This is a genomic window from Dokdonella sp. (assembly GCF_051958935.1).
GTDB lineage: Bacteria > Pseudomonadota > Gammaproteobacteria > Xanthomonadales > Rhodanobacteraceae > Dokdonella_A.
Genome location: NZ_JBQCFP010000023.1, coordinates 12,521 through 32,095, shown reverse-complemented (window position 1 = coordinate 32,095; position 19,575 = coordinate 12,521). Strand labels below are relative to the sequence as shown.

Annotated in this window: 13 protein-coding genes; 8 read left to right on the top strand and 5 right to left on the bottom strand. The window is 69.1% G+C overall.

Annotation, left to right across the window (positions count from 1 at the left end; translation table 11 throughout):
• Nucleotides 1-4: 4 nt before the first annotated feature.
• The 3 genes from ACTHK2_RS02320 to ppsR form a co-directional block, all read right to left on the bottom strand.
• Entirely contained in the window at nt 5-1,240 is a 1,236-nt protein-coding gene (locus ACTHK2_RS02320; RefSeq protein ID WP_440244080.1) for an FG-GAP repeat protein, read from the bottom strand.
• A gap of 99 nt (nt 1,241-1,339) precedes the next feature.
• Complete coding sequence (locus ACTHK2_RS02315; RefSeq protein WP_440244079.1) at nt 1,340-3,712, bottom strand: S8 family serine peptidase; 2,373 nt, start codon at nt 3,710-3,712, stop codon at nt 1,340-1,342.
• 85 nt (nt 3,713-3,797) lie between these two features.
• Complete coding sequence (gene ppsR / locus ACTHK2_RS02310) at nt 3,798-4,613, bottom strand: posphoenolpyruvate synthetase regulatory kinase/phosphorylase PpsR (protein WP_440244078.1); 816 nt, start codon at nt 4,611-4,613, stop codon at nt 3,798-3,800.
• 180 nt (nt 4,614-4,793) lie between these two features.
• On the opposite strand from ppsR, the gene ppsA reads away from it, so the two are divergent.
• Both ppsA and ACTHK2_RS02300 read left to right on the top strand, forming a co-directional pair.
• Nucleotides 4,794-7,166, top strand: a complete 2,373-nt coding sequence (ppsA, locus tag ACTHK2_RS02305; protein ID WP_440244077.1) for a phosphoenolpyruvate synthase — start codon at nt 4,794-4,796, stop codon at nt 7,164-7,166.
• Nucleotides 7,167-7,651: 485 nt separating this feature from the next.
• A complete protein-coding gene (locus ACTHK2_RS02300; protein ID WP_440244164.1) occupies nt 7,652-9,820 on the top strand; it encodes a M4 family metallopeptidase in 2,169 nt (722 codons plus the stop codon).
• Nucleotides 9,821-10,055: 235 nt separating this feature from the next.
• Here the strand turns inward: ACTHK2_RS02300 and ACTHK2_RS02295 are convergent, their stop codons facing one another.
• The gene (locus ACTHK2_RS02295; protein WP_440244169.1) at nt 10,056-10,235 is read right to left on the bottom strand and encodes a hypothetical protein; all 180 of its coding nucleotides are present in this window, start codon (nt 10,233-10,235) and stop codon (nt 10,056-10,058) included.
• On the opposite strand from ACTHK2_RS02295, the gene lexA reads away from it, so the two are divergent.
• The 4 genes from lexA to ACTHK2_RS02275 are packed head-to-tail and all read left to right on the top strand — an operon-like array spanning nt 10,164 to nt 16,483.
• On the top strand, nt 10,164-10,802 hold the full coding sequence (gene lexA, locus ACTHK2_RS02290; protein WP_440244076.1) for a transcriptional repressor LexA: 639 nt from the start codon (nt 10,164-10,166) through the stop codon (nt 10,800-10,802). The two genes, ACTHK2_RS02295 and lexA, sit on opposite strands and share 72 nt — an antisense overlap.
• Before the next feature lie 6 nt (nt 10,803-10,808).
• A complete protein-coding gene (gene imuA, locus ACTHK2_RS02285; protein WP_440244075.1) occupies nt 10,809-11,540 on the top strand; it encodes a translesion DNA synthesis-associated protein ImuA in 732 nt (243 codons plus the stop codon).
• A gap of 15 nt (nt 11,541-11,555) precedes the next feature.
• The gene (locus tag ACTHK2_RS02280; protein WP_440244074.1) at nt 11,556-12,986 is read left to right on the top strand and encodes a Y-family DNA polymerase; all 1,431 of its coding nucleotides are present in this window, start codon (nt 11,556-11,558) and stop codon (nt 12,984-12,986) included.
• Nucleotides 12,983-16,483: an error-prone DNA polymerase gene (locus tag ACTHK2_RS02275; RefSeq protein ID WP_440244073.1), complete on the top strand. Its 3,501-nt coding sequence runs from the start codon at nt 12,983-12,985 to the stop codon at nt 16,481-16,483. Before ACTHK2_RS02280 ends, ACTHK2_RS02275 begins: the two co-directional genes overlap by 4 nt.
• 231 nt (nt 16,484-16,714) lie before the next feature.
• Here the strand turns inward: ACTHK2_RS02275 and orn are convergent, their stop codons facing one another.
• Complete coding sequence (gene orn / locus ACTHK2_RS02270) at nt 16,715-17,284, bottom strand: oligoribonuclease (protein WP_440244072.1); 570 nt, start codon at nt 17,282-17,284, stop codon at nt 16,715-16,717.
• 76 nt (nt 17,285-17,360) lie between these two features.
• Between orn and sbcB the strand changes: the two genes are divergently transcribed.
• Together sbcB and ACTHK2_RS02260 are read left to right on the top strand one after the other, a co-directional pair.
• A complete protein-coding gene (sbcB, locus tag ACTHK2_RS02265) occupies nt 17,361-18,788 on the top strand; it encodes an exodeoxyribonuclease I (protein WP_440244071.1) in 1,428 nt (475 codons plus the stop codon).
• 64 nt (nt 18,789-18,852) lie between these two features.
• Nucleotides 18,853-19,539: a DUF2461 domain-containing protein gene (locus ACTHK2_RS02260; RefSeq protein WP_440244070.1), complete on the top strand. Its 687-nt coding sequence runs from the start codon at nt 18,853-18,855 to the stop codon at nt 19,537-19,539.
• The last annotated feature ends 36 nt before the right edge of the window (nt 19,540-19,575 follow it).

Below are 19,575 nucleotides of genomic sequence, written 5' to 3'. Positions count from 1 at the left end.
CGGCTTACTCGCACGCGAGTACGAGTGCCGACGGCTCGAACCCATCGGCGAATACGGCGTCGGCAGCATCGAAGTAATAGACCGCGCCACTGTGGTCGTCGCCCGCGGCGTAGCCGGGCGCGGCTGCGGCGAGGCGGCTACCGTCGATCGCGACCGACCAGCCGGCGAGTGTCTCGGGCAGCGCCGCCGCGACGTCGGCGTCCGTCGTCGCGAACCATGATGCCGCCGAACCCGCGCTGCGATACAGCCAGGCGCGTCCGCAGCTGCCGTACGCGTACGGCGCCCCGACGAGCAGGCGGTCAGCGTCGATTGCGACGGACCAGCCGAAGCGGTCGCCGGCGGCGCCGAGCGGCGCCACCACGCGCGCGCGCTCGCTCCACGCAACGCCGGAGCGCTCGAACACGTGCACGGCACCCGCGCGCGATTGCGCCATCGGCGCGCCGATCGCCGCGCGATCGCCCTCGAGCGCGAGCGCGAGACCGAACGAATCGCCGTCCGCGACCACGGCAGGCACGAGTTTCGCCTGCTGCGTCCACGTCGCCCCGCTGCCCGTGAACACGTAAGCCGCTCCGCGCGCGAAACTGCCGGCGATCGCCCCCGGCGCGAGCGGCGCGCCGGCGAGGAGCGTGCCGGCATCGAGCGCGACCGAACGCCCGAAGCCGTCGCCTGCGTGCGCATCGGCCGGCGTCAAGCGCGCGGTCGGACTCCAGGTCGTGCCCGTGCGCGCGAACACGTAGGCGGCACCGGCACGGATGTCGGCGCGATCGGCGCCTACGACGAGTGTGTCCGAGTCGAGCGCGAGCGCGATGCCGAAGTGTTCGCCGGCGGCGCCAGCCGGGGCGATGCGCGCCTGCTGCAGCCAGTTGCCCGCGACGCGTACGTAGACGTAGACCGCACCCGGAGATGCGCCGGTCGCACTGATCGCCAGCGTGTCGCCGGACAGCGCGACCGCTGCGCCGAAACGGTCGCCCGGGACGAGATCGCCCGGCGCGAGGCGCTGCGGCGGCGCACAGGCCGCTGCAGAGCAATCGAACACGTAGGCGGCGCCGCGCGCTGCCGATTCGCCCGGCGCGCCACTCGCGACCTGCCCGGCATCGAGCGCGACACCGATGCCGCCCTCGTCGCCGGGTTGCGCCGATGGATTGACGAGCAGGTCGCGTTCGAACGCGCGCCCGGGCCCTGACGCAACGAGTCCCGTCGAGAATGCACACGCCAGGAGCGCAAAGTGGGTTGCCTTCATGCTGCCGAGTAGCGTCGGCCGGCTCGGCCGAGTCAAGTCGCGGCTGGGTGATTCGCCTCAGCGCCGCGACGGACGGCTCCGTCGCGGCGCACGCCCCTCTCAACGACGGATCGCGATCGGCATGTGCAGCACCGGCTGCAGCGCATTGTCCGGCGTGAGGATCACCTGGCCGTAGTTCCAGCCAGCCGGCAGCATCGAGCCATCGATCTGGATGCCGAACGACACCGTCGCGCCGGCCGCGACCGGCAGCGTCGGCGTCGCCGTCGTGACCGCGCCCGCGGGCAGGCCCGAGAACGTGATCGTATAGGTCTGGTCCGTCACGATCGGACTGCGCACGTTGCGCGTGAACGAGCACGTCGTCGCGCAGTTCGCGCTGGTGAACTCCGCGAGGTTCAGGGTCGCCAGCGTGCCGCCGCTGCCGGGATTGGCGGCGACGAAGTTCGGCACGGTTTCATCGAGCAGGAGGCCGGTGAGCGACGCGCGGGTGAGGTCGACGCGACCGGAGCCGAGATCCCACACGTTCACGCCGCTGCCGTCCGCACGGATCAGTCCGTCGAGCTTGGCGGTCATGTTGAGCGCCGAACGCACTTCGGTCGGCGTCCAGTCCGGATGCACGGCGCGCAGCAGTGCGGCGGCGCCCGTCGTGTGCGGGCTCGACATCGACGTGCCGTTTTCGAGCGCGGTCGAATTCGCGCCACCTGCATTGGCCGCGTACGAGGCGAGGATGTCGACGCCCGGCGCGGTGATGTTCGGCTTGACGAGGAACTGCCCGCTGCTCGCCAGCGGCCCGCGCGAGCTGAAATCGGCGACGACGTCGCCGCGCTGCGCGTACGACGCCGCAGGCAGCAACAGCGAGGCGGTCGCGTGCGCGGGATCGGTCTGGATCTGCGTCCACGCGGCGTCCCAGTCCGCGCGCAGCATCGACCAGGACGTCGCGCTGGCGCCGAGGTTGATGAAGTCGCGGTCGACGAAGATCACGCCGATCGCGCCGGCCGCGAGCGCATTCGTGCGCCGCGACACGCTGCCGCAATTGCTTGCATTCTGGTCGAGCGAGAGCACGGCGATCGCGCCCACGCGCGCGGCCGGGATCTCGCCGTCGAAGCCGTCGACGAAGACGACGTCGGGATCGGCCGGCGCTTCGGCCGTGAACGTGTCGGCCGCGAACGTCGAGCAGCCGTCGTTGCTGCCGTCGGCGAAGGTCGGGCTGCGCACGATCGGCGCGGCGACGATGTCCTCGGTCGGCAGCGGCGGTGCGGCCGGGCGCAACGGCAGGCCCTGCGTTTCCGGCGGCGGCGTGCCCGGGCCGACGAGATCGAAGCGGAACGCGACGACGTTGTCCTTGGTCGAGGCGGCGACCGTCTCGACCCACGGCTCGACGTGGTTGACCGACCCCGCGACCGGGCCGTCGTTGCCGGCCGACGCCGCGACGAACATGCCCGCGCCGACCGCGTTGCGGAATGCGATCGACACCGAATCCGACCACGGATTCACGCCGCCGCTGATCGAGAAATTGAGCACGTCGGCGCCGTCGACGACCGCCTGGTTCACGGCCTGCGAGGAGGCACTCGTGCTGCAGCCCGTCGTGCACACCTTGTACGCGATCACCGTGGCATGCGGTGCGACGCCCGAGACGAGGAACGAGGCGCCGCCGAACGGCGCCTGCCAGTGGTTGCCGACGATCGTGCTGGCGGTGTGCGAGCCGTGGCCGTCGAGATCCTCGCCGCTGCGCGTCGAGGACGTCGTCGTGAAGTTGTACATGCCGATCAGCTTGTCGTTGCAGCGACCCGCATCGGCATTGGGCGGGGTCGGCCCGCACAGCCCGAGATAGTTGCCGGCGCCGAGCGGATTGGTGTGCACGTAGCCGTCGGTCGGCCCGGTCGCGGCGAACGCCGGACTCTGCCAGTTGATGCCGGTGTCGAGGTCGGCGACGACGATGCCCTCGCCTTTCGTCGCCACGCCACCGCTCGCGCTGCCGTCCCAGATCGACGGCGCGCCGATGAAGCCGGGGCCGCGGTCGGTGTCGAGTTCGAGCATGCGCTCGCGTTCGACGAGTTCGACGTCGCTGCGCTGCGCGATGCGCGCGGCCTCCGCGTCGTCGAGTTCGACGATGACGCCATTGAGCGCATGCTGCATCGTGGCGACGACGCCGAGCGGGCGGCCGAGCGCGCGCGCGACATCGGGCACGAATGCGCCTTGGCGCTGCTGCAGGTAGTCGGCGTAGGCGAGCGCGGCGGCGGAGCGAAGATCCGGCCGGCCCGCCTTGCGACCGAAAGCGATGCGCGGTGGCGCGGCGAAGCCCGACACGCCGCCGTGGTAGGCCGCGACCGGCTCGCCGTGCAGCAGGATCGTGTACGGCACGCGGTCCGTGCCGGCGGCGTGGAGCGGCGCGGCGATACCCGCCGACAATGCGATACCGACCGCGGCCGCGAGCGGTTGGAAACGCGCACGGCGCGCGCGAACGTCGTGGAACATGGTGCCTCCCCCAGGAACATGGCGCCCCGGCGCCAGGAGCCCCGAGGATACCTGTCCCGCGCCGCGCGTGCGTACGCCCAGGGACTCAGAACATGTGCTTCTCGATGCCGAGCTCGGCGAGGATCTTGCTCGCGATTTCCTCGATCGAGGTATGGGTGGTGTTCTGCACCGGGATCGCGTCGCGGCGGAACAGCTTGTCCGCCTGGCCCAGTTCCCAGCGACACTGCTCCAGTTGGGCGTAGCGGCTGCCCGGGCGACGCGCTTGGCGCACCTGGGCGAGGCGCTGCGGCTCGATCGTGAGTCCGTACAGGCGCGAGCGGAACGGCAGCAGGCGGCGCGGCAGCTCGAGCCGTTCGAGGTCTTCCTCGGTCAGCGGGTAGTTCGCCGCGCGCACGCCGTAATGCAGGGCCATGTAGAGGCAGGTCGGCGTCTTGCCCACGCGCGAGACGCCGACCAGGATCACGTCGGCGTCCGCGTAGTTCACGTCGATGCCGTCGTCGTGGCTGAGCGCGTAGTTGGTCGCGTTGATGCGCGCCTCGTACTCGGTGAAGTCGGTCAGGCCGTGCGCCTTGCCGACGCGTGCCGAGCGCATCGTGCCCAGTTCCGCCTCGAGCGGGCCGATGAACGGCGCGAACACGTCGAGCATGAGCGCGCCGCTCTCGGCGACGATGTCGCTGAGCTTCTGGTCCATGATCGTGTTGACCACGATCGGCCGCACGCCGCTCTGCGCGTAGGCGGTGCGGATGCGCACGGTCGCCGCGCGCGCCTTGTCCTCGGCGTCGACGAACGGGATGCGGTAGGTGTCGAACTCGACCGAATCGAACTGGGTGAGGACGCTGTGGCCGATCGTTTCGGCGGTGATGCCGGTGCCGTCGGAGACGTAGAAGATCGTGCGGCGCATGGGGCTCCCGGGGCTTCTGTCGCCGGCGAGTCTACGGGAAGCGGGCCGATTTCCGCGCCCTGCGCCGCCGTTCCCGCGGCGCCGGCGCCGCCCGACCCGGCGCGGCTTGCCGGAACCGCGGCAAAGCCCGAAAATTGCGCGCTGCCGCAAAGCGGCCTTCTCTTCCCACGGAGTATCCCCTTGAGCGACCTGGTCCTTTGGCTCGATGAGCTGCGCATGTCCGACCTCGGCAAGGTCGGCGGCAAGAACGCCTCGCTCGGCGAGATGATCGGCAACCTCGCCAAGCTCGGCGTGTCGGTACCGGGTGGTTTCGCGACGACCGCGCAGGCGTTCCAGTCCTACCTCGAGAAGAGCGGCCTCGCCCGCCGCATCCAGGACCGCCTCGCCACGCTTGACGTCGAGGACGTCGACGCGCTGGTCGCGGCCGGTACCCAGATCCGCGGCTGGATCGTCGATACCGCGCTTCCGTCCGACCTCGACCAGGCGATCCGCGACGCCTATGCCAAGCTCTGCAAGGACGCCGGCGCCGCCGACATCGCGGTTGCCGTGCGCTCTTCGGCGACCGCCGAGGACCTCCCGGACGCCTCGTTCGCAGGCCAGCAGGAAACCTTCCTCAATGTCTCCGGCATCGAGGACGTGCTGCACAAGGTCAAGGAGGTGTTCGCCTCGCTCTACAACGACCGCGCGATCGCCTACCGCGTGCACCACGGCTTCAAGCACGAGGACGTGTTCCTCTCCGCCGGCGTGCAGCTCATGGTGCGCTCGGACGTCGGCGCGTCGGGCGTGCTGTTCACGCTCGATACCGAATCGGGTTTCCGCGACGCGGTGTTCGTCACGGCGAGCTACGGCCTCGGCGAAATGGTCGTGCAGGGCGCGGTCAATCCGTACGAGTTCTACGTCTACAAGCCGACCCTCGAACAGGGCAAGCCCGCGATCCTGCGCCGGCAGATCGGCTCCAAGCAGCAGCGGATGGTGTACTCGGAGAAGGCCGGCGAGCGTGTCACGATCGAAGAGACGCCGGCGGCCGATCGCGCGCGCTTCTGCATCAGCGACGACGACGTGCATGCGCTGGCGAAGCAGGCGCTGGTCATCGAGAAGCACTACGGCCGCCCGATGGACATCGAATGGGGCAAGGACGGCCACACCGGCAAGATCTACATCCTGCAGGCGCGCCCTGAAACCGTGAAGTCGCGTGCGCGTGCGACGCAGATCGAGCGCTTCCAGCTCAAGACGCGCGGCAAGGTACTCGCCGAAGGCCGTTCGATCGGCCAGAAGATCGGCGCCGGCAAGGCGCGCGTGATCCGCTCGATCAAGGACATGAACCGCGTCGAGCCCGGCGACGTGCTCGTCGCCGACATGACCGACCCGGATTGGGAACCGGTTATGAAGCGCGCCGCCGCGATCGTCACCAACCGCGGCGGACGCACCTGCCACGCGGCGATCATCGCGCGCGAGCTCGGCGTACCCGCGGTGGTCGGCACCGGCAACGCGCTCGATGCGATCAGAGACGGCCAGGACGTGACGATCTCGTGCGCCGAGGGCGATACCGGCTTCATCTACGAAGGCCGACTCGAATTCGACCGCGTCACCGCCGACCTCGGCGCGATGCCGCCGGCGCCGCTGAAGATCATGATGAACGTCGCCAACCCGGAGCGCGCGTTCGACTTCGCGATGCTGCCGAACGCGGGCGTCGGCCTCGCCCGCCTCGAGATGATCATCGCGAGCCACATCGCGGTGCATCCGAAGGCGCTGCTCGAATACGACAAGCAGGACGCCGACACCAAGCGCCAGATCGACGAGCGCAGCGCCGGCTACGCGAGCCCGGTCGACTTCTACGTCGACCGCCTCGCCGAAGGCATCGCGACGATCACCGCGGCGTTCGCGCCGAACCCGGTGATCGTGCGCCTGTCCGACTTCAAGTCGAACGAGTACGCCAACCTCATCGGCGGCAAGCGCTACGAGCCGCACGAGGAAAACCCGATGATCGGCTTCCGCGGCGCGAGCCGCTACGTCGACCCGAGCTTCGCCGAGGCGTTCGCGCTCGAATGCCGCGCGATGAAGAAGGTGCGCGAGACGATGGGCCTCGCCAACGCGTGGGTGATGATCCCGTTCGTGCGCACGCTCGAGGAAGGCCGCAAGGTCATCGAGGTGCTGAAGAAGAACGGCCTCGAACAGGGGAAGGACGGCCTCAAGATCATCATGATGTGCGAGGTGCCGTCGAACGCGCTGCTCGCCGAGGAGTTCCTCGAGATCTTCGACGGTTATTCGATCGGTTCGAACGACCTCACCCAGCTCACGCTCGGCCTCGATCGCGATTCGGGCATCGTGGCCAACCTGTTCGACGAGCGCGACCCGGCGGTGAAGAAGATGCTGTCGATGGCGATCCGCACGGCGCGCGCCAAGGGCAAGTACGTCGGCATCTGCGGCCAGGGCCCGAGCGACCACCCCGACCTCGCCGAATGGCTGATGGACGAGGGCATCGAATCGGTGTCGCTCAATCCCGATACCGTCGTCTACACCGGGCTCAAGCTCGCCAAGCACAAGGCGGGCTGACCGTCGTCGGCGGGCCGGGGTCCAAGCCGGCCCGCCGGTCACGCACGCTTCGCAACCCTCGATGCCGCCGAGGCCGAACCGGTCGGCGCGCCACGCCGAGTGGCGCAACCCTGTGTTCGATGCATGACGTCATGACGATCCGTCATGTCTGCGCACGCGGATGAATACGTTTTCCGCTGCCACGCAGCATTACTTTCGTCACAGGCGCTGCTAGGGTGCCGCCCGCGCTTGGGTTCAGAGAGGGGCCACAAGCGCGGTTCTGGGGAGAACCGTCGTGTATCCGTGCCAGGCGTCGAGGGAACGCCTGCTCTGCGTGTGCGTCCTGCGCGTGTGCCCGTGTGCACGCGGTCGCCCCCAGTGACTGTGGTATCCGCGGCCGCCCGAAGGCGGCTTCAACCAACCGTCATCTGCTGGGGAGTCAATCCGTGATCGAGACGAAGCGCCGCCTGTCGGCGGCAGTTGCGCTGTCACCATTGTTTCTTGCGATGTTCGCCGCTTCCGCATCCGCCGCGACCGTGGTGGACGTGCACGGGCACGATACCAAAGCGTTGAATTCCACCTATGCCCGCGCCGTCGCCGGCATCGGCACGGCCGCGAAGGCCGAAGACCGCCATGCCGAGATGCTCGGCCTCGAGAACGGATCGGCACTCGAGTCGATCGCCGTCGTCGACGAGGCGGGCACGCGACATTTCCGCTACCAGCAGACGTTCCGCGGCATCCCGGTGTGGGGCGAGCACGTCGTCGTCACTGAGAACGCCAAGGGCGAAGTGCTGACTCTGTTCGGTCGCCAGGTCGAGGGGCTCGCCGCGGACCTCGGCAGCGCCAGCGCGAAACTCACCGCCGCGAACGCGCTCTCGATCGCCAAGGCAGGCGAGCGCCTCGCGCGCAACGTGATCACCGAGCGCGAGGAATCGCGCCAGATGATCTACGTCGACGACAAGGGTTACGCCCAACTCGTCTACGTCGTCTCCTTCTTCGCCGACAAGGCCGGTGGCGGCGAACCGCGCCGTCCGTTCGTGATCGTCGACGCGCAGACCGGCAGCGTGCTCAAGCGCTGGGATGGCCTCACCACCGCGACGGTCGGCACCGGCCCCGGCGGCAACGCCAAGACCGGCCAGTACGAATGGGGTTCGGGCGGCCGCTACGGCTACCTCGACGTCGCGCAGAGCGGCTCGACGTGCACGATGAACAACGCCGACGTGAAGACGGTGAACCTCAACGGCGGCACGTCGAGCACGACCGCGTTCTCCTACACCTGCCCGCGCAACACGGTGAAGTCGATCAACGGCGCGTACTCGCCGCTCAACGACGCGCACTTCTTCGGCGGCGTGATCCAGAACATGTACAGCGCGTACATGGGCGTGAAGGCGCTGACGTTCCAGCTGGTCATGCGCACGCACTACAGCTCCAGCTATGAGAACGCGTTCTGGGACGGCTCCACGATGAGCTTCGGTGACGGCGCGAGCACGTTCTATCCGCTGGTCAGCGTCGACGTCGCCGGCCACGAGGTCTCGCACGGCTTCACCGAACAGCATTCCAACCTCACCTATTCCGGCCAGTCCGGCGGCATGAACGAGGCGTTCTCGGACATGGGCGGCGAGGCGACCGAGTATTACTGGAAGGGCACGAACGACTTCCTCGTCGGTCCGGAAGTGTTCAAGGCGTCCGGCGCGCTGCGCTACATGTGCAACCCGACCCAGGATGGCGGTTCGATCGACAACGCCGCGAACTACAACAGCGGGCTCGACGTGCATTACTCCTCGGGCGTCTACAACAAGGCGTTCTGCACGCTCGCCAAGACCTCCGGCTGGGACACGGTCAAGGCGTTCAAGTCGTTCGCGCGCGCCAACAGCCTGTACTGGACGCCGTCGAGCACGTTCAACAGCGGCGCCTGCGGCGTCGAGACCGCGGCGACCGACCTCGGCTTCGTCAAGGCGGACGTCACGGCCGCGTTCGCCGCGGTCGGCGTGAGCTGCAACGGCGGCGGTGGTGGTGGCGGCACGCCGGTCGTGCTGACCAATGGCGTCGCGGTCACCGGCATCTCGGGCGCGAGCGGTAGCGACAAGCTGTACACGCTCGACGTTCCGGCGGGCGCAACGGGCCTCAAGTTCGTCACTTCGGGCGGCTCGGGCGATGCGGACCTCTACGTCAAGTTCGGCAGCGCGCCGACGACGTCGTCGTACACCTGCAAGTCGGAAGGCAGCACGACTGCCGAGACCTGCAATATCGCGACCGCGCAGACCGGCAAGTACTACGTGCTCATCCACGGCTACAGCACCTACTCGGGCACGAGCCTCACCGGCAGCTACAGCACGGGTGGCGGCGGTGGCGGCGGCGGCACGGTCCTGACCAGCGGCGTGCCCGTCACGCTCGCCGCGCAGGCCACGGGCACGACCTCGCCGAACTACACGCTCGTCGTTCCGGCCGGCCAGAGCAAGGTCGTGTTCACGATCTCGGGCGGCACCGGCGACGCGGACATGTACGTCCGCCGCGGCAGCGCGCCGACGACGTCGACCTACGACTGCCGCCCGTACACGTCGGGCAACAGCGAGACCTGCACCTTCAATGCACCGACTGCAGGGACCTACTACGTCAACGTGCGCGCCTACGCCGCGTTCTCGGGCGTTTCGCTCAAGGGCACGATCACGCCGTAATCACCGCAACGGATGCGGTGTTGCTGCGACACTCCGACCCCGGCCTCGTGCCGGGGTCTTTTTTTGTTCTTCATCCATCTGCACGCCTGTTGGCATTTGGCACGCCTCGGCGCGCATTTTCGATAGCTGCACAGAGCTTCATTCGCCGAGGCGAAGCCTCGCCGCCAAGTTCCGCTCGCCGAGGCGGGCGGAACCTCGCGGGAACGCCTCGCGGCGGCGAAGGAGCCTTGCGTGGCTACCGCATCGGGCTCTGGACGCAATGTTCCGTATGGTGGGCCGAGGCCACCCATGCCAGATGAGCATGGGTCTTGCGGATACGTACTAATGTACGTACATTCGCCCCATGGACGACCTGCGCCTGACCACCAACCAGCATCGCGTACTCGACTGCATCCGGCAGCATCTCGAGCAGCATGGCTGCGCGCCGAGCCTGCGGGAAATTGCGGAAAATCTGGGGCTTGCAAGCCATAGTTCAGCGCAGGATTATGTAGAGGCGCTGGTTCGCAAGGGCGCACTCGAGCGGTCGCCTCATCATCGTGGCCTGCGCCTCCCGCTTCGCTCGCGGGCGCCTGCGGCAACCCTGCTCCCCCTCGTCGGCCGGGTTGCCGCCGGCAGCCCCATCCTCGCCGCGGAAAACATCGAAGCCGAGCACGGCGTGGATCCGGACCTGTTCCGCCCACGCGCGGATTACCTGCTTCGCGTCGTCGGCCTCAGCATGCGCGACGCCGGCATTCTCGACGGCGACCTCATCGCCGTGCATCGCACGCCGACCGCGGCGCACGGTCGCATCGTGGTCGCCCGCCTCGACGACGAGGTCACCGTCAAGCAGCTCGAACAGCGCGGCGATCGCATCCGCCTGCTGCCCGCGAATGCGGATTTCGCTCCCATCGACATCGATCCCGAACGGCATGCATTCGCGATCGAGGGCGTGTACGTCGGCCTGATCCGCCCCGCTCCCTCCGACCGACTCCGCCAGGGATGAACCGGCATGTTCACGACGAATCTTTCCGAACCCGCATCGGGTACCGGCGACTCTCCGATCTTCGCTCCGACCATCATTGCCCCGGCAACGCGCGTCGCTGCAACGGCACCGGCACGTCGCGACGTAGCGGCACTCGCCGACGTGCTGCGCCATCCGGGCATCTGGCGCCGCGGCAGCGCGAAAGCGCCTCGCAGTGATGCGCTGCCGACCGGCATCGCCGATCTCGATGCCCTGCTGCCGGGTGGTGGCTGGCCATGCGGTGCGCTCAGTGAAATCCTCGCCGCACACGATGGCCTCGGCGAATGCAGCCTGCTGCTGCCTGCACTCGCGACGCTAACCCAGGCGCGCAAACGCGTCGTGCTGGTCGCACCGCCTTACATTCCCTATGCGCCTGCACTCGTCGCCGCCGGCGTCGACCTGGCCCAGCTCGTGCACATCGATGCGTCCGCCGCGGACACGCACTGGACCGCCGAGCAATGCCTGCGCGCGGGTTGCTGTGGCGCCGTGCTGAACTGGCTGCCACGCTCCGACTACCGGCAACTGCGCCGCCTGCAGCTCGCGGCGGAAGCCGGTGGCACGTTCGGTTTCGTGTTCCGCCCCCTGTCCGCCGCGCACGAAGCGAGCCCGGCGGCATTGCGACTGCGCCTGGAAGCCGGCGAGACCGAGCCGCGCCTGGAAATCCTCAAATGCCGCGGCCGCTTCGGCGAACAGACCCACGCGCTCGGGCTGCGCGCCTGATGCACCGAGGCATGCGTGTTCTGGGTCTGCCTGCATTACCCCCGGCTGGCGCTGGAAGCGCTTCATTCCGACGTGCCCGTCGATCGGCCGCATGCGATCGTCGATGGTCCGCAGCAACGGCGCCACGTCGTGCTCGCGAATGCGGCCGCGGGCAAGGCCGGCGTTCGCGCACAGCAGCCGCTCGCGAGCGCGCAACTGCTCTGCCCTCGCCTCGCCGTCACGCCCCGCGATGAATCGGCCGAGCGCCAAGCACTCGCCTCGCTCGCCGACCACGCCTATCGCTACAGTGCCGATGTCAGCATCGCAGCGTCCGACACGCTGTTCCTCGAGGTCGGCGCGAGCCTGAAGCTGTTCGGCGGCTGGCCTGCGCTGGAACGCCGGATGCGCGCGGACATCGATCGGCTCGGCTACGCCTGCACGCTCGCCGCCGCGCCGACCGCGACCGCCGCGCGCGTGTTCGCGGCCTGCCGATCCACGATCGCGCTGCCCGCGCTCGCGCAGCTGCCACTCGCGCTCGAGGCGGCACCGATCGTGGCGAGTGGCCTCGATTCGAAGATCATCACGGCCCTGCACGGCATGGGCATGCGCACGCTCGGCGACCTGTTCCGCCTGCCGCGCGCGGAACTCGCGCGCCGCATCGGCCAACCCGCCATCGACCATCTCGACCGCATGCGCGGCCTCGTCACGGAAACGCTGCCGCGATGGCAACCACCGCAACGTTACGCCCGTCGCATCGAGTTCGGCTACGGCATCGAATCGCACGGCGCACTGGCGTTCCCGCTGCAGCGCCTCGTGCGCGAGTTCGCGCAGTTCCTCGCCGCGCGCGACGGCGGCGTGCAACGCTTCACGCTCGAACTCGGCCACGAGCGCGATGCCTGCACACGCATCGACATCGGCCTGCTCGCGCCACAGCGCGATGCCGCATCGCTGTTCGACCTCGCGCGCGCCCGACTCGAACGCGTCGAACTCGTCGCCTCCGTGCATGCGCTCGCGCTGCGTGCCGACGACTTGCCGCCGCTGTGCCCGCTGCATCGCGACCTGTTCGAGAGCCATCGCCGCGAACAGCTCGACTGGCCCGCGCTGGTCGAGCGCCTGCGCGTGCGACTCGGCGATGCCGCGTTGCAGGGTCTGGCCTGTGTCGCCGACCACCGGCCCGATCACGCCTGGCGCTTCGTCGCGCTCTTCGCGCAGCGCCCGCCAGCCGCCGCGGCACCGATGGAGCGCCCGTTCTGGCTGCTGCGGCGACCACTCCCGCTGCGCGAACGGCCAGCGCGGGTGCTGGCCGGCCCCGAGCGCATCGAAAGCGGCTGGTGGGACGATGGCGACCAGCGCCGTGACTACTACGTCATCGAGACGCGCGCCGGCCAGCGCGCCTGGGCTTTCGTCGATACCGGCGTCGCGCCCGTGCGCGACGCGCCATGGACCTTGCAGGGCTGGTTCGCATGAACGGGCCGCCGCGTCCAGCGAAGCGCCGCCGCCTGCGCGCACCGATCGAACCGGGCCTGCCGGCCATCGATGCGGCCGAGGACGATCCGCGCAGCGGTCTGCACAAGCTGCGTCGCCGCTCGCCGGGCAGGAATGGCGATGGCGCAATCTGCGACCCGGTTTCGAACAGTACGGTCCAGGCCAGCACGATCCCGGACAATCCGATTCCGGACGGTGCGGGTTCCGGCGGCGCGACTCCCGACGCCGCGATCGCCGATTGCACATCGGCGCCACACGTCGAATCGACCTGCAGCGCCCCGGCGACCGCACGAACGCACTACGCCGAACTGCATTGCCTTTCGAACTTCTCGTTCCAGCGTGGCGCATCGAGCGCGATCGAATTGTTCGAACGCGCGAAGAAACTCGGCTACGCCGCCCTCGCGATCACCGATGAATGCTCGCTCGCCGGCATCGTGCGCGCCTTGCAGGCTTCGGAAGAAACAGGCGTCAAGCTCATCGTCGGCAGCGAAATACAGCTCGCCGACGGTCCCCGCCTGGTACTGCTGGCCGCGAATGCACGAGGGTACTCGGACCTGTGCCGGCTGATCACGAGCGGACGGCGGCGCAGTGCGAAGGGCGAATACCACCTGACCTGCGCCGATGCCGAGCGACTCGGCGATGGCGTGCTCGTGCTGTGGGTGCCTGCACGCCCCGACGATGCGGCGAAGGACGAGGACCATGCCGCGTGGGTCGCGCACCGCTTCGAGGGCCGCGCCTGGCTCGCGCTCGAACGGCATCGGGGCGACGGTGAGGACAGGCGCATGCAGCGGCTCCTCGCGCTCGCCGCGCGCCATCGGCTCGTGCCCGTGGCCACGGGCGGCGTGCACATGCACGTGCGCCGGCGGCGCGCGTTGCAGGACGTGATGACCGCGATCCGCCTCGGCTGTACCGTCGCCGAAGCGGGGCATGCCTTGTTCCCGAACGGCGAGCGGCACCTGCGCCGCGTCGACGATCTCGCCGCGCTGTATCCCGCCGGACTGCTCGCCGAGACACTCCGCGTCGCGGCGCGCTGCGAGCTGGACCTGCGCAAGCTCAACTACCGCTACCCGCGCGAACTCGTGCCCGAAGGCCTCGACGCGATCACCCACCTGCGCGTGCGCACCTGGGAAGGCGCCGCCCGGCGTTGGCCGCAGCGGATACCCGACGCCGTGCGCATCCAGGTCGAGAAGGAACTCGCGCTCATCGAAAAACTCCGCTACGAGCATTTCTTCCTCACCGTCGAGGAAATCGTCTCGTGGGCGCGCGCGCAGGATCCGCCGATCCTCTGCCAAGGGCGCGGCTCCTCCGCCAATTCCGCCGTCTGCTACTGCCTCGGCATCACCGCGGTGAATCCAGACAACGGCAACCTGCTGTTCGAGCGATTCCTTTCCGAGGAACGCGACGAACCGCCCGACATCGACGTCGACTTCGAGCACGAGCGCCGCGAGGAAGTGATCCAGCACATCTTCGACAAGTACGGGCGCGAGCGCGCCGCGCTCGCCGCGACCGTGATCAGCTACCGCAGCAAGAGCGCGATCCGCGACGTCGGCCGCGCGCTCGGCGTGCCGGACGACCAGCTCGACGGCCTGAGCGGGATGTTCTCGCGCGTACGCAGCGGCCAGCCGTTCGAAACCGTGCTGCGCGAGCGCGGCTTCGATCCGTCCAGCCCCGTGCTGCGCAAACTCTTCGCGCTGGCGGGCGAATTGCGCGGCTTCCCGCGCCACCTGTCGCAACACGTCGGCGGCTTCGTGATTTCCGAGGAGCCGCTGCACCACCTCGTGCCGGTCGAGAACGCGGCGATGCCCGAGCGCACGATCATCCAGTGGGACAAGGATGATCTCGAGGAAATGCGCCTGCTCAAGGTCGACGTGCTCGCGCTCGGCATGCTCACCTGCATCCGCAAGTGCCTCGACCTGCTGCATGCGCATGGCCTGTGGGATCATCCACGTACGGGCGAGCGTCCCGCATTGCACGACATCCCGCAGGGCGAGGACGAAGGCGACGGGCGCATCGATGCGGTGTACGACATGATCTGCCGCGCCGACACGGTCGGCGTGTTCCAGATCGAGTCGCGCGCGCAGATGTCGATGCTGCCGCGACTGCGGCCGCGCACGTTCTACGATCTCGTGGTCGAGGTCGCGATCGTGCGCCCCGGCCCGATCCAGGGCGACATGGTCCATCCGTACCTGCGCCGGCGCAAAGGGCTCGAACCGGTCGACTACCCGCAATCGCGCTTCGAACGCGACAGCGGCAGTGACGCCTCGCAGGTGCGCGAAGCGCTCGGACGCACGCTCGGCGTGCCGATCTTCCAGGAACAGGTGATGAAGCTCATCCAGGTCGTCGCCGGCTTCACGCCCGGCGAAGCCGACCAGCTGCGTCGCGCGATGGCGGCCTGGAAACGCCGCGGCGGACTCGGCCATTTCCGCGACCGGATCCACGAGGGCATGACCGCGCGCGGTTACGAGGATGCGTATTTCGAACGCATCTTCCAGCAGATCCAGGGGTTCGGCGAGTACGGTTTCCCGGAATCGCACGCGGCGAGCTTCGCCCTGCTCGCGTGGGCTTCGTCATGGCTCAAGTGCCACCATCCGGCAGCCTTCACCTGCGCCTTGCTGAATTCGCAGCCGATGGGTTTCTACCAGCCATCGCAGCTGATCCAGTGCGCGCGCGCGCACGGCGTGCGCGTGCTGCCGGTCGACGTGGCGGCGAGCGATTGGGATTGCACGCTCGAACCCTTGCCTGCTTCGGCGAAGCCGGACGGCACGGATGCGGTCGCACTGCGCCTCGGTTTGCGCCAGATCCGCGGCATGTCGGAGGCGTTCGCCACGCGCCTCGTCGCCGCACGCCGCGACAGGCCATTCGCCGGGGTCGACGACATGACCCGGCGCGCCGCGGTGGCACCGGCGGAACGCGCGCGCCTCGCCGATGCGGGTGCCCTGCCGTCGCTCAGCGGACCTCGCTACCGCGCGCGCTGGGACAGCGCGGGCACGGAAGTACCCTTGCCCGTGCTGACCGCGGCGCCGTTGCGCGAACGTGCCGTGGAGCTGCGCGAGCCATCGGTGCGCGAGGACGTGCTGACCGATTATGCGATGCTCGGATTGTCGCTGACCGCGCATCCGCTCGCCCTCGTGCGAACGGAACTGTCGCGTCGTCGCGTGTCGCCGGCGCGGATCACCACGGATGCAGCGAATCGCGGCCGAAGCCTGCGATGCGCCGGACTCGTCACCGTGCGCCAGCATCCGGGCACGGCCAAAGGCGTCACCTTCGTGACGCTCGAGGACGAAACGGGCATCGTCAACGTCGTCGTCTGGCGCGCGCTGGCGGAACGCCAGCATCGCGTCCTGATCGAAGCCACCGTGATGGCCGTGGATGGCGTGCTCGAGGCGAGCGACGGCGTCCATCACCTGATCGCGAAGCGGCTGTACGACTACAGCCCCTTGTTGCCGGAACTCGGCTTCGCCTCACGCGACTTCCACTGAATCGATGTTCGCGAGCGGCGCCGAGCCGGCGCCGCTCGCGACGGTTCATCTGCGCACCGCCGTGCGACCGTGATCGTCACGCTGCCGCCGGCCGGGATCGCGCCGTTCCAGTGCGTGACCGAGCCCGGACCATAGCCGACCGTTCCGCTGCTCGCCGATGCCCCGGCGTAGGCTGGCGGCGCGCCGCATCGCGGACACGGCCGTGCCGCAGCGCGTGCGTGCGGCCGCTTTTCAGGGCGCTTCGAGCGTCCCGGCGAGGCGGCCCATGAACGGCCGGTAATAGCACAGCTCCGCGATCGAATCGCGCACGTCGCTGAGCGCGGTATGCGCCGAATCCTTGGTGAAGCCGCGGCTGACTTCCGGCGCCCAGCGGCGCGCGAGTTCCTTGATCGTCGACACGTCGAGGTTGCGGTAGTGGAAGAAGCGTTCGAGCCGCGGCATCAGCCGATGCAGGAAGCGCCGGTCCTGGCAGATCGAGTTGCCGCACATCGGCGACTTGCCGGCCGGCACCCACTGCACGAGGAACTCCATCGTGAGGGCTTCGGCCGTCGCGAGGTCGATGTTCGAATCGACGACCCGCTGCCACAGCCCGGACTTGCGATGCTGGTTGCGGTTCCAGTCGTCCATCGCCTCGAGCCGCTCGGGCGGATGGCCGATCGCGAACTCGGGGCCCTCGGCGAGGAAGTTGAGGTCCTTGTCGGTGACGACCGTGGCGATCTCCAGGATCGAATCGTTGTCCGGATCCAGCCCGGTCATCTCCAGGTCGATCCAGATCAGGTTGTTCTCGTCCGGGGTTCGCATGCAGTCGTTCCTGGCGGCGTATCGCAGAGTCTAGCAAGGCCTCGGCGCGAGGAAACCCTGCGCTAGGCTCCGATCGATGACGCAGACCTTCCTCTGGCCCGACTACGAGACCACCGGCGCCGACCCGCGCCGCGACCGCCCGGCCCAGTTCGCCGCGATCCGCACGACGCTCGACCTCGAGCCGGTCGGTGAACCGATTTCGTTCTTCTGCCGGCCGGCGAGCGACGTGCTGCCGCATCCGGAGGCCTGCCTCATCACCGGCATCACGCCGCAGCAGATGCAGCGTGACGGCGTCGTCGAGGCGGAATTCGCCGCGCGCGTCAACGAGCAGATGGCCGAACCCGGCACCTGCAATGTCGGCTACAACTCGCTGCGCTTCGACGACGAGTTCACGCGCAACCTGCTCTATCGCAACTTCCACGACCCGTACGAGCGCGAGTGGAAGGACGGCAACTCGCGCTGGGACCTCATCGACCTTGCACGCATGAGCTACGCGCTGCGTCCCGACGGCATCGAATGGCCGCGGCGCGAGGACGGCTCACCGAGCTTCCGCCTCGAGCATCTCGCCGGCGCCAACCGCATCGCCCAAGCGCGCGCGCACGACGCGGTGTCCGACGTCGAGGCGCTGATCGGCCTCGCCCGCCTGCTGCGCGTGCGCCAGCCGCGGCTGTGGGAGTTCTACTTCGCGCTGCGACGCAAGCAGCGCGCGTTCGAGCTGCTCGACGTCGCGCGCATGACGCCGCTGCTGCACGTGTCGTCGCGCTATCCGGCGAGCCGCGGCTGCATCGCGATCATCGCGCCGCTCGCGCAACACCCGACCCAGCCCAATGCGGTGATCGCGTACGACCTCGATACGGATCCCGCGTCGCTGCTCGAACTCGACTCCGACGGGATCGCCGATCGCGTGTTCACCCCGCGCGCGGACCTGCCCGAAGGCGTCGAGCGCATCCCGCTCAAGGCGATCCACGCGAACCGATCGCCCGCGCTCGCGCCGCTCAGCGTGCTCAGGGGCGTGGATCACGCGCGCAACGCGCGCCGTCCCCATCGCGCCCCCGCGCAACACGCGCGGCGGGGCGGCGTCGGAGGCCGCGCCGAGAAGCTGCAGCGCGTGTTCGCGACCGTGCGCACGCCGGCCGCGGCGACCGACCCCGAACTCGCCCTGTACGAGGGCTTCCCGTCCGAGGCCGACAAGCGCCTGTTCCGCGCCGTTCGCGAAACGCCGCCGGAGCAGCTCGGCGCGCGCACCTTTCCGTTCCGCGACCCGCGCTATCCGGAGCTGCTGTTCCGCTACCGCGCACGCAACTGGCCCGAGACGCTGGATGCGATCGAGCACGAGCGCTGGGAAGGCTTCCGCCGACGCCGGCTCGACACGGCGACGCCGATGACCGCACTCACGCGCGAGGACTATTTCGCGACGATCGCGCGCCTGCGCGCGATGCCGGACCTGCCTGCCATGCACGTGCCCCTGCTCGACGCGCTCGAGCGCTGGGGCCACGAACTGTGAAGGCACGCCACGCAGCCGCCTTGCGGCCTACAATGCCCGTTTCCACCTGCCCTGCTCCGCCGCCTTGGCCACGACCTACTTCTCCGCCGCCACCTTCAAGTTCCTGCGCGACCTCGCGCGCAACAACAACCGCACCTGGTTCGCAGCGAACAAGTCACGCTACGAGGACGTGCTGCGCCAGCCGTTCCTGCATCTCATCGGCGACCTGCAGGCGCCGCTCGCGAAGATCAGCCCGCGCTACGTCGCCGACCCGCGCGCGCAGGGCGGCTCGCTGTTCCGCATCCACCGCGACACGCGCTTCGCCAACGACAAGGCGCCCTACAAGACCTGGGCCGGAGCGCGCTTCGCGCACGAACGCCGGCGCGAGATCGAGGCGCCTTCGTTCTACCTGCACATCCAGCCCGGCGACTGCTTCGCCGGCGGCGGCCTCTGGCATCCGGAACCGGCAACCCTGAAGAAAGTGCGCGAATTCCTCGAAGGCAACCCCGCGGCATGGAAGAAGGCGACGCGTGGCAAGGCGTTCCGCGAGCGCTTCGAGTTCTACGGCGAGAGCCTCGTGCGGCCGCCGCGCGGCGTCGACCCCGCGCATGAACTCGTCGAGGACCTCAAGCGCAAGAACTACGCGGCGGGGCAATCGTTCGACGACGCGCTGGCCTGCTCGGACGAATTGCTGCCGCACGTCGTCGACGTCTACAAGCGCATCGCGCCGATGATCGATTACCTCTGCGCGGCGGTGGAGCTCGAGTTCTGAACGGCCACGGCCACGGCGAGGCCGGCGTGGAAGGAC

What these genes read in the sequence shown, in the direction of transcription:
- lexA (WP_440244076.1), top strand. Translation starts at nt 10,164, where the DNA reads ATGGACGACCTGCGCCTGACCACCAACCAGCATCGCGTACTCGACTGC.
- orn (WP_440244072.1), bottom strand. Translation starts at nt 17,284, where the DNA reads ATGCGAACCCCGGACGAGAACAACCTGATCTGGATCGACCTGGAGATG.
- ppsR (WP_440244078.1), bottom strand. Translation starts at nt 4,613, where the DNA reads ATGCGCCGCACGATCTTCTACGTCTCCGACGGCACCGGCATCACCGCC.
- ACTHK2_RS02300 (WP_440244164.1), top strand. Translation starts at nt 7,652, where the DNA reads ATGTTCGCCGCTTCCGCATCCGCCGCGACCGTGGTGGACGTGCACGGG.
- ACTHK2_RS02315 (WP_440244079.1), bottom strand. Translation starts at nt 3,712, where the DNA reads ATGTTCCACGACGTTCGCGCGCGCCGTGCGCGTTTCCAACCGCTCGCG.
- imuA (WP_440244075.1), top strand. Translation starts at nt 10,809, where the DNA reads ATGTTCACGACGAATCTTTCCGAACCCGCATCGGGTACCGGCGACTCT.
- sbcB (WP_440244071.1), top strand. Translation starts at nt 17,361, where the DNA reads ATGACGCAGACCTTCCTCTGGCCCGACTACGAGACCACCGGCGCCGAC.
- ACTHK2_RS02295 (WP_440244169.1), bottom strand. Translation starts at nt 10,235, where the DNA reads ATGCTGCTCGAGATGCTGCCGGATGCAGTCGAGTACGCGATGCTGGTT.
- ACTHK2_RS02320 (WP_440244080.1), bottom strand. Translation starts at nt 1,240, where the DNA reads ATGAAGGCAACCCACTTTGCGCTCCTGGCGTGTGCATTCTCGACGGGA.
- ACTHK2_RS02275 (WP_440244073.1), top strand. Translation starts at nt 12,983, where the DNA reads ATGAACGGGCCGCCGCGTCCAGCGAAGCGCCGCCGCCTGCGCGCACCG.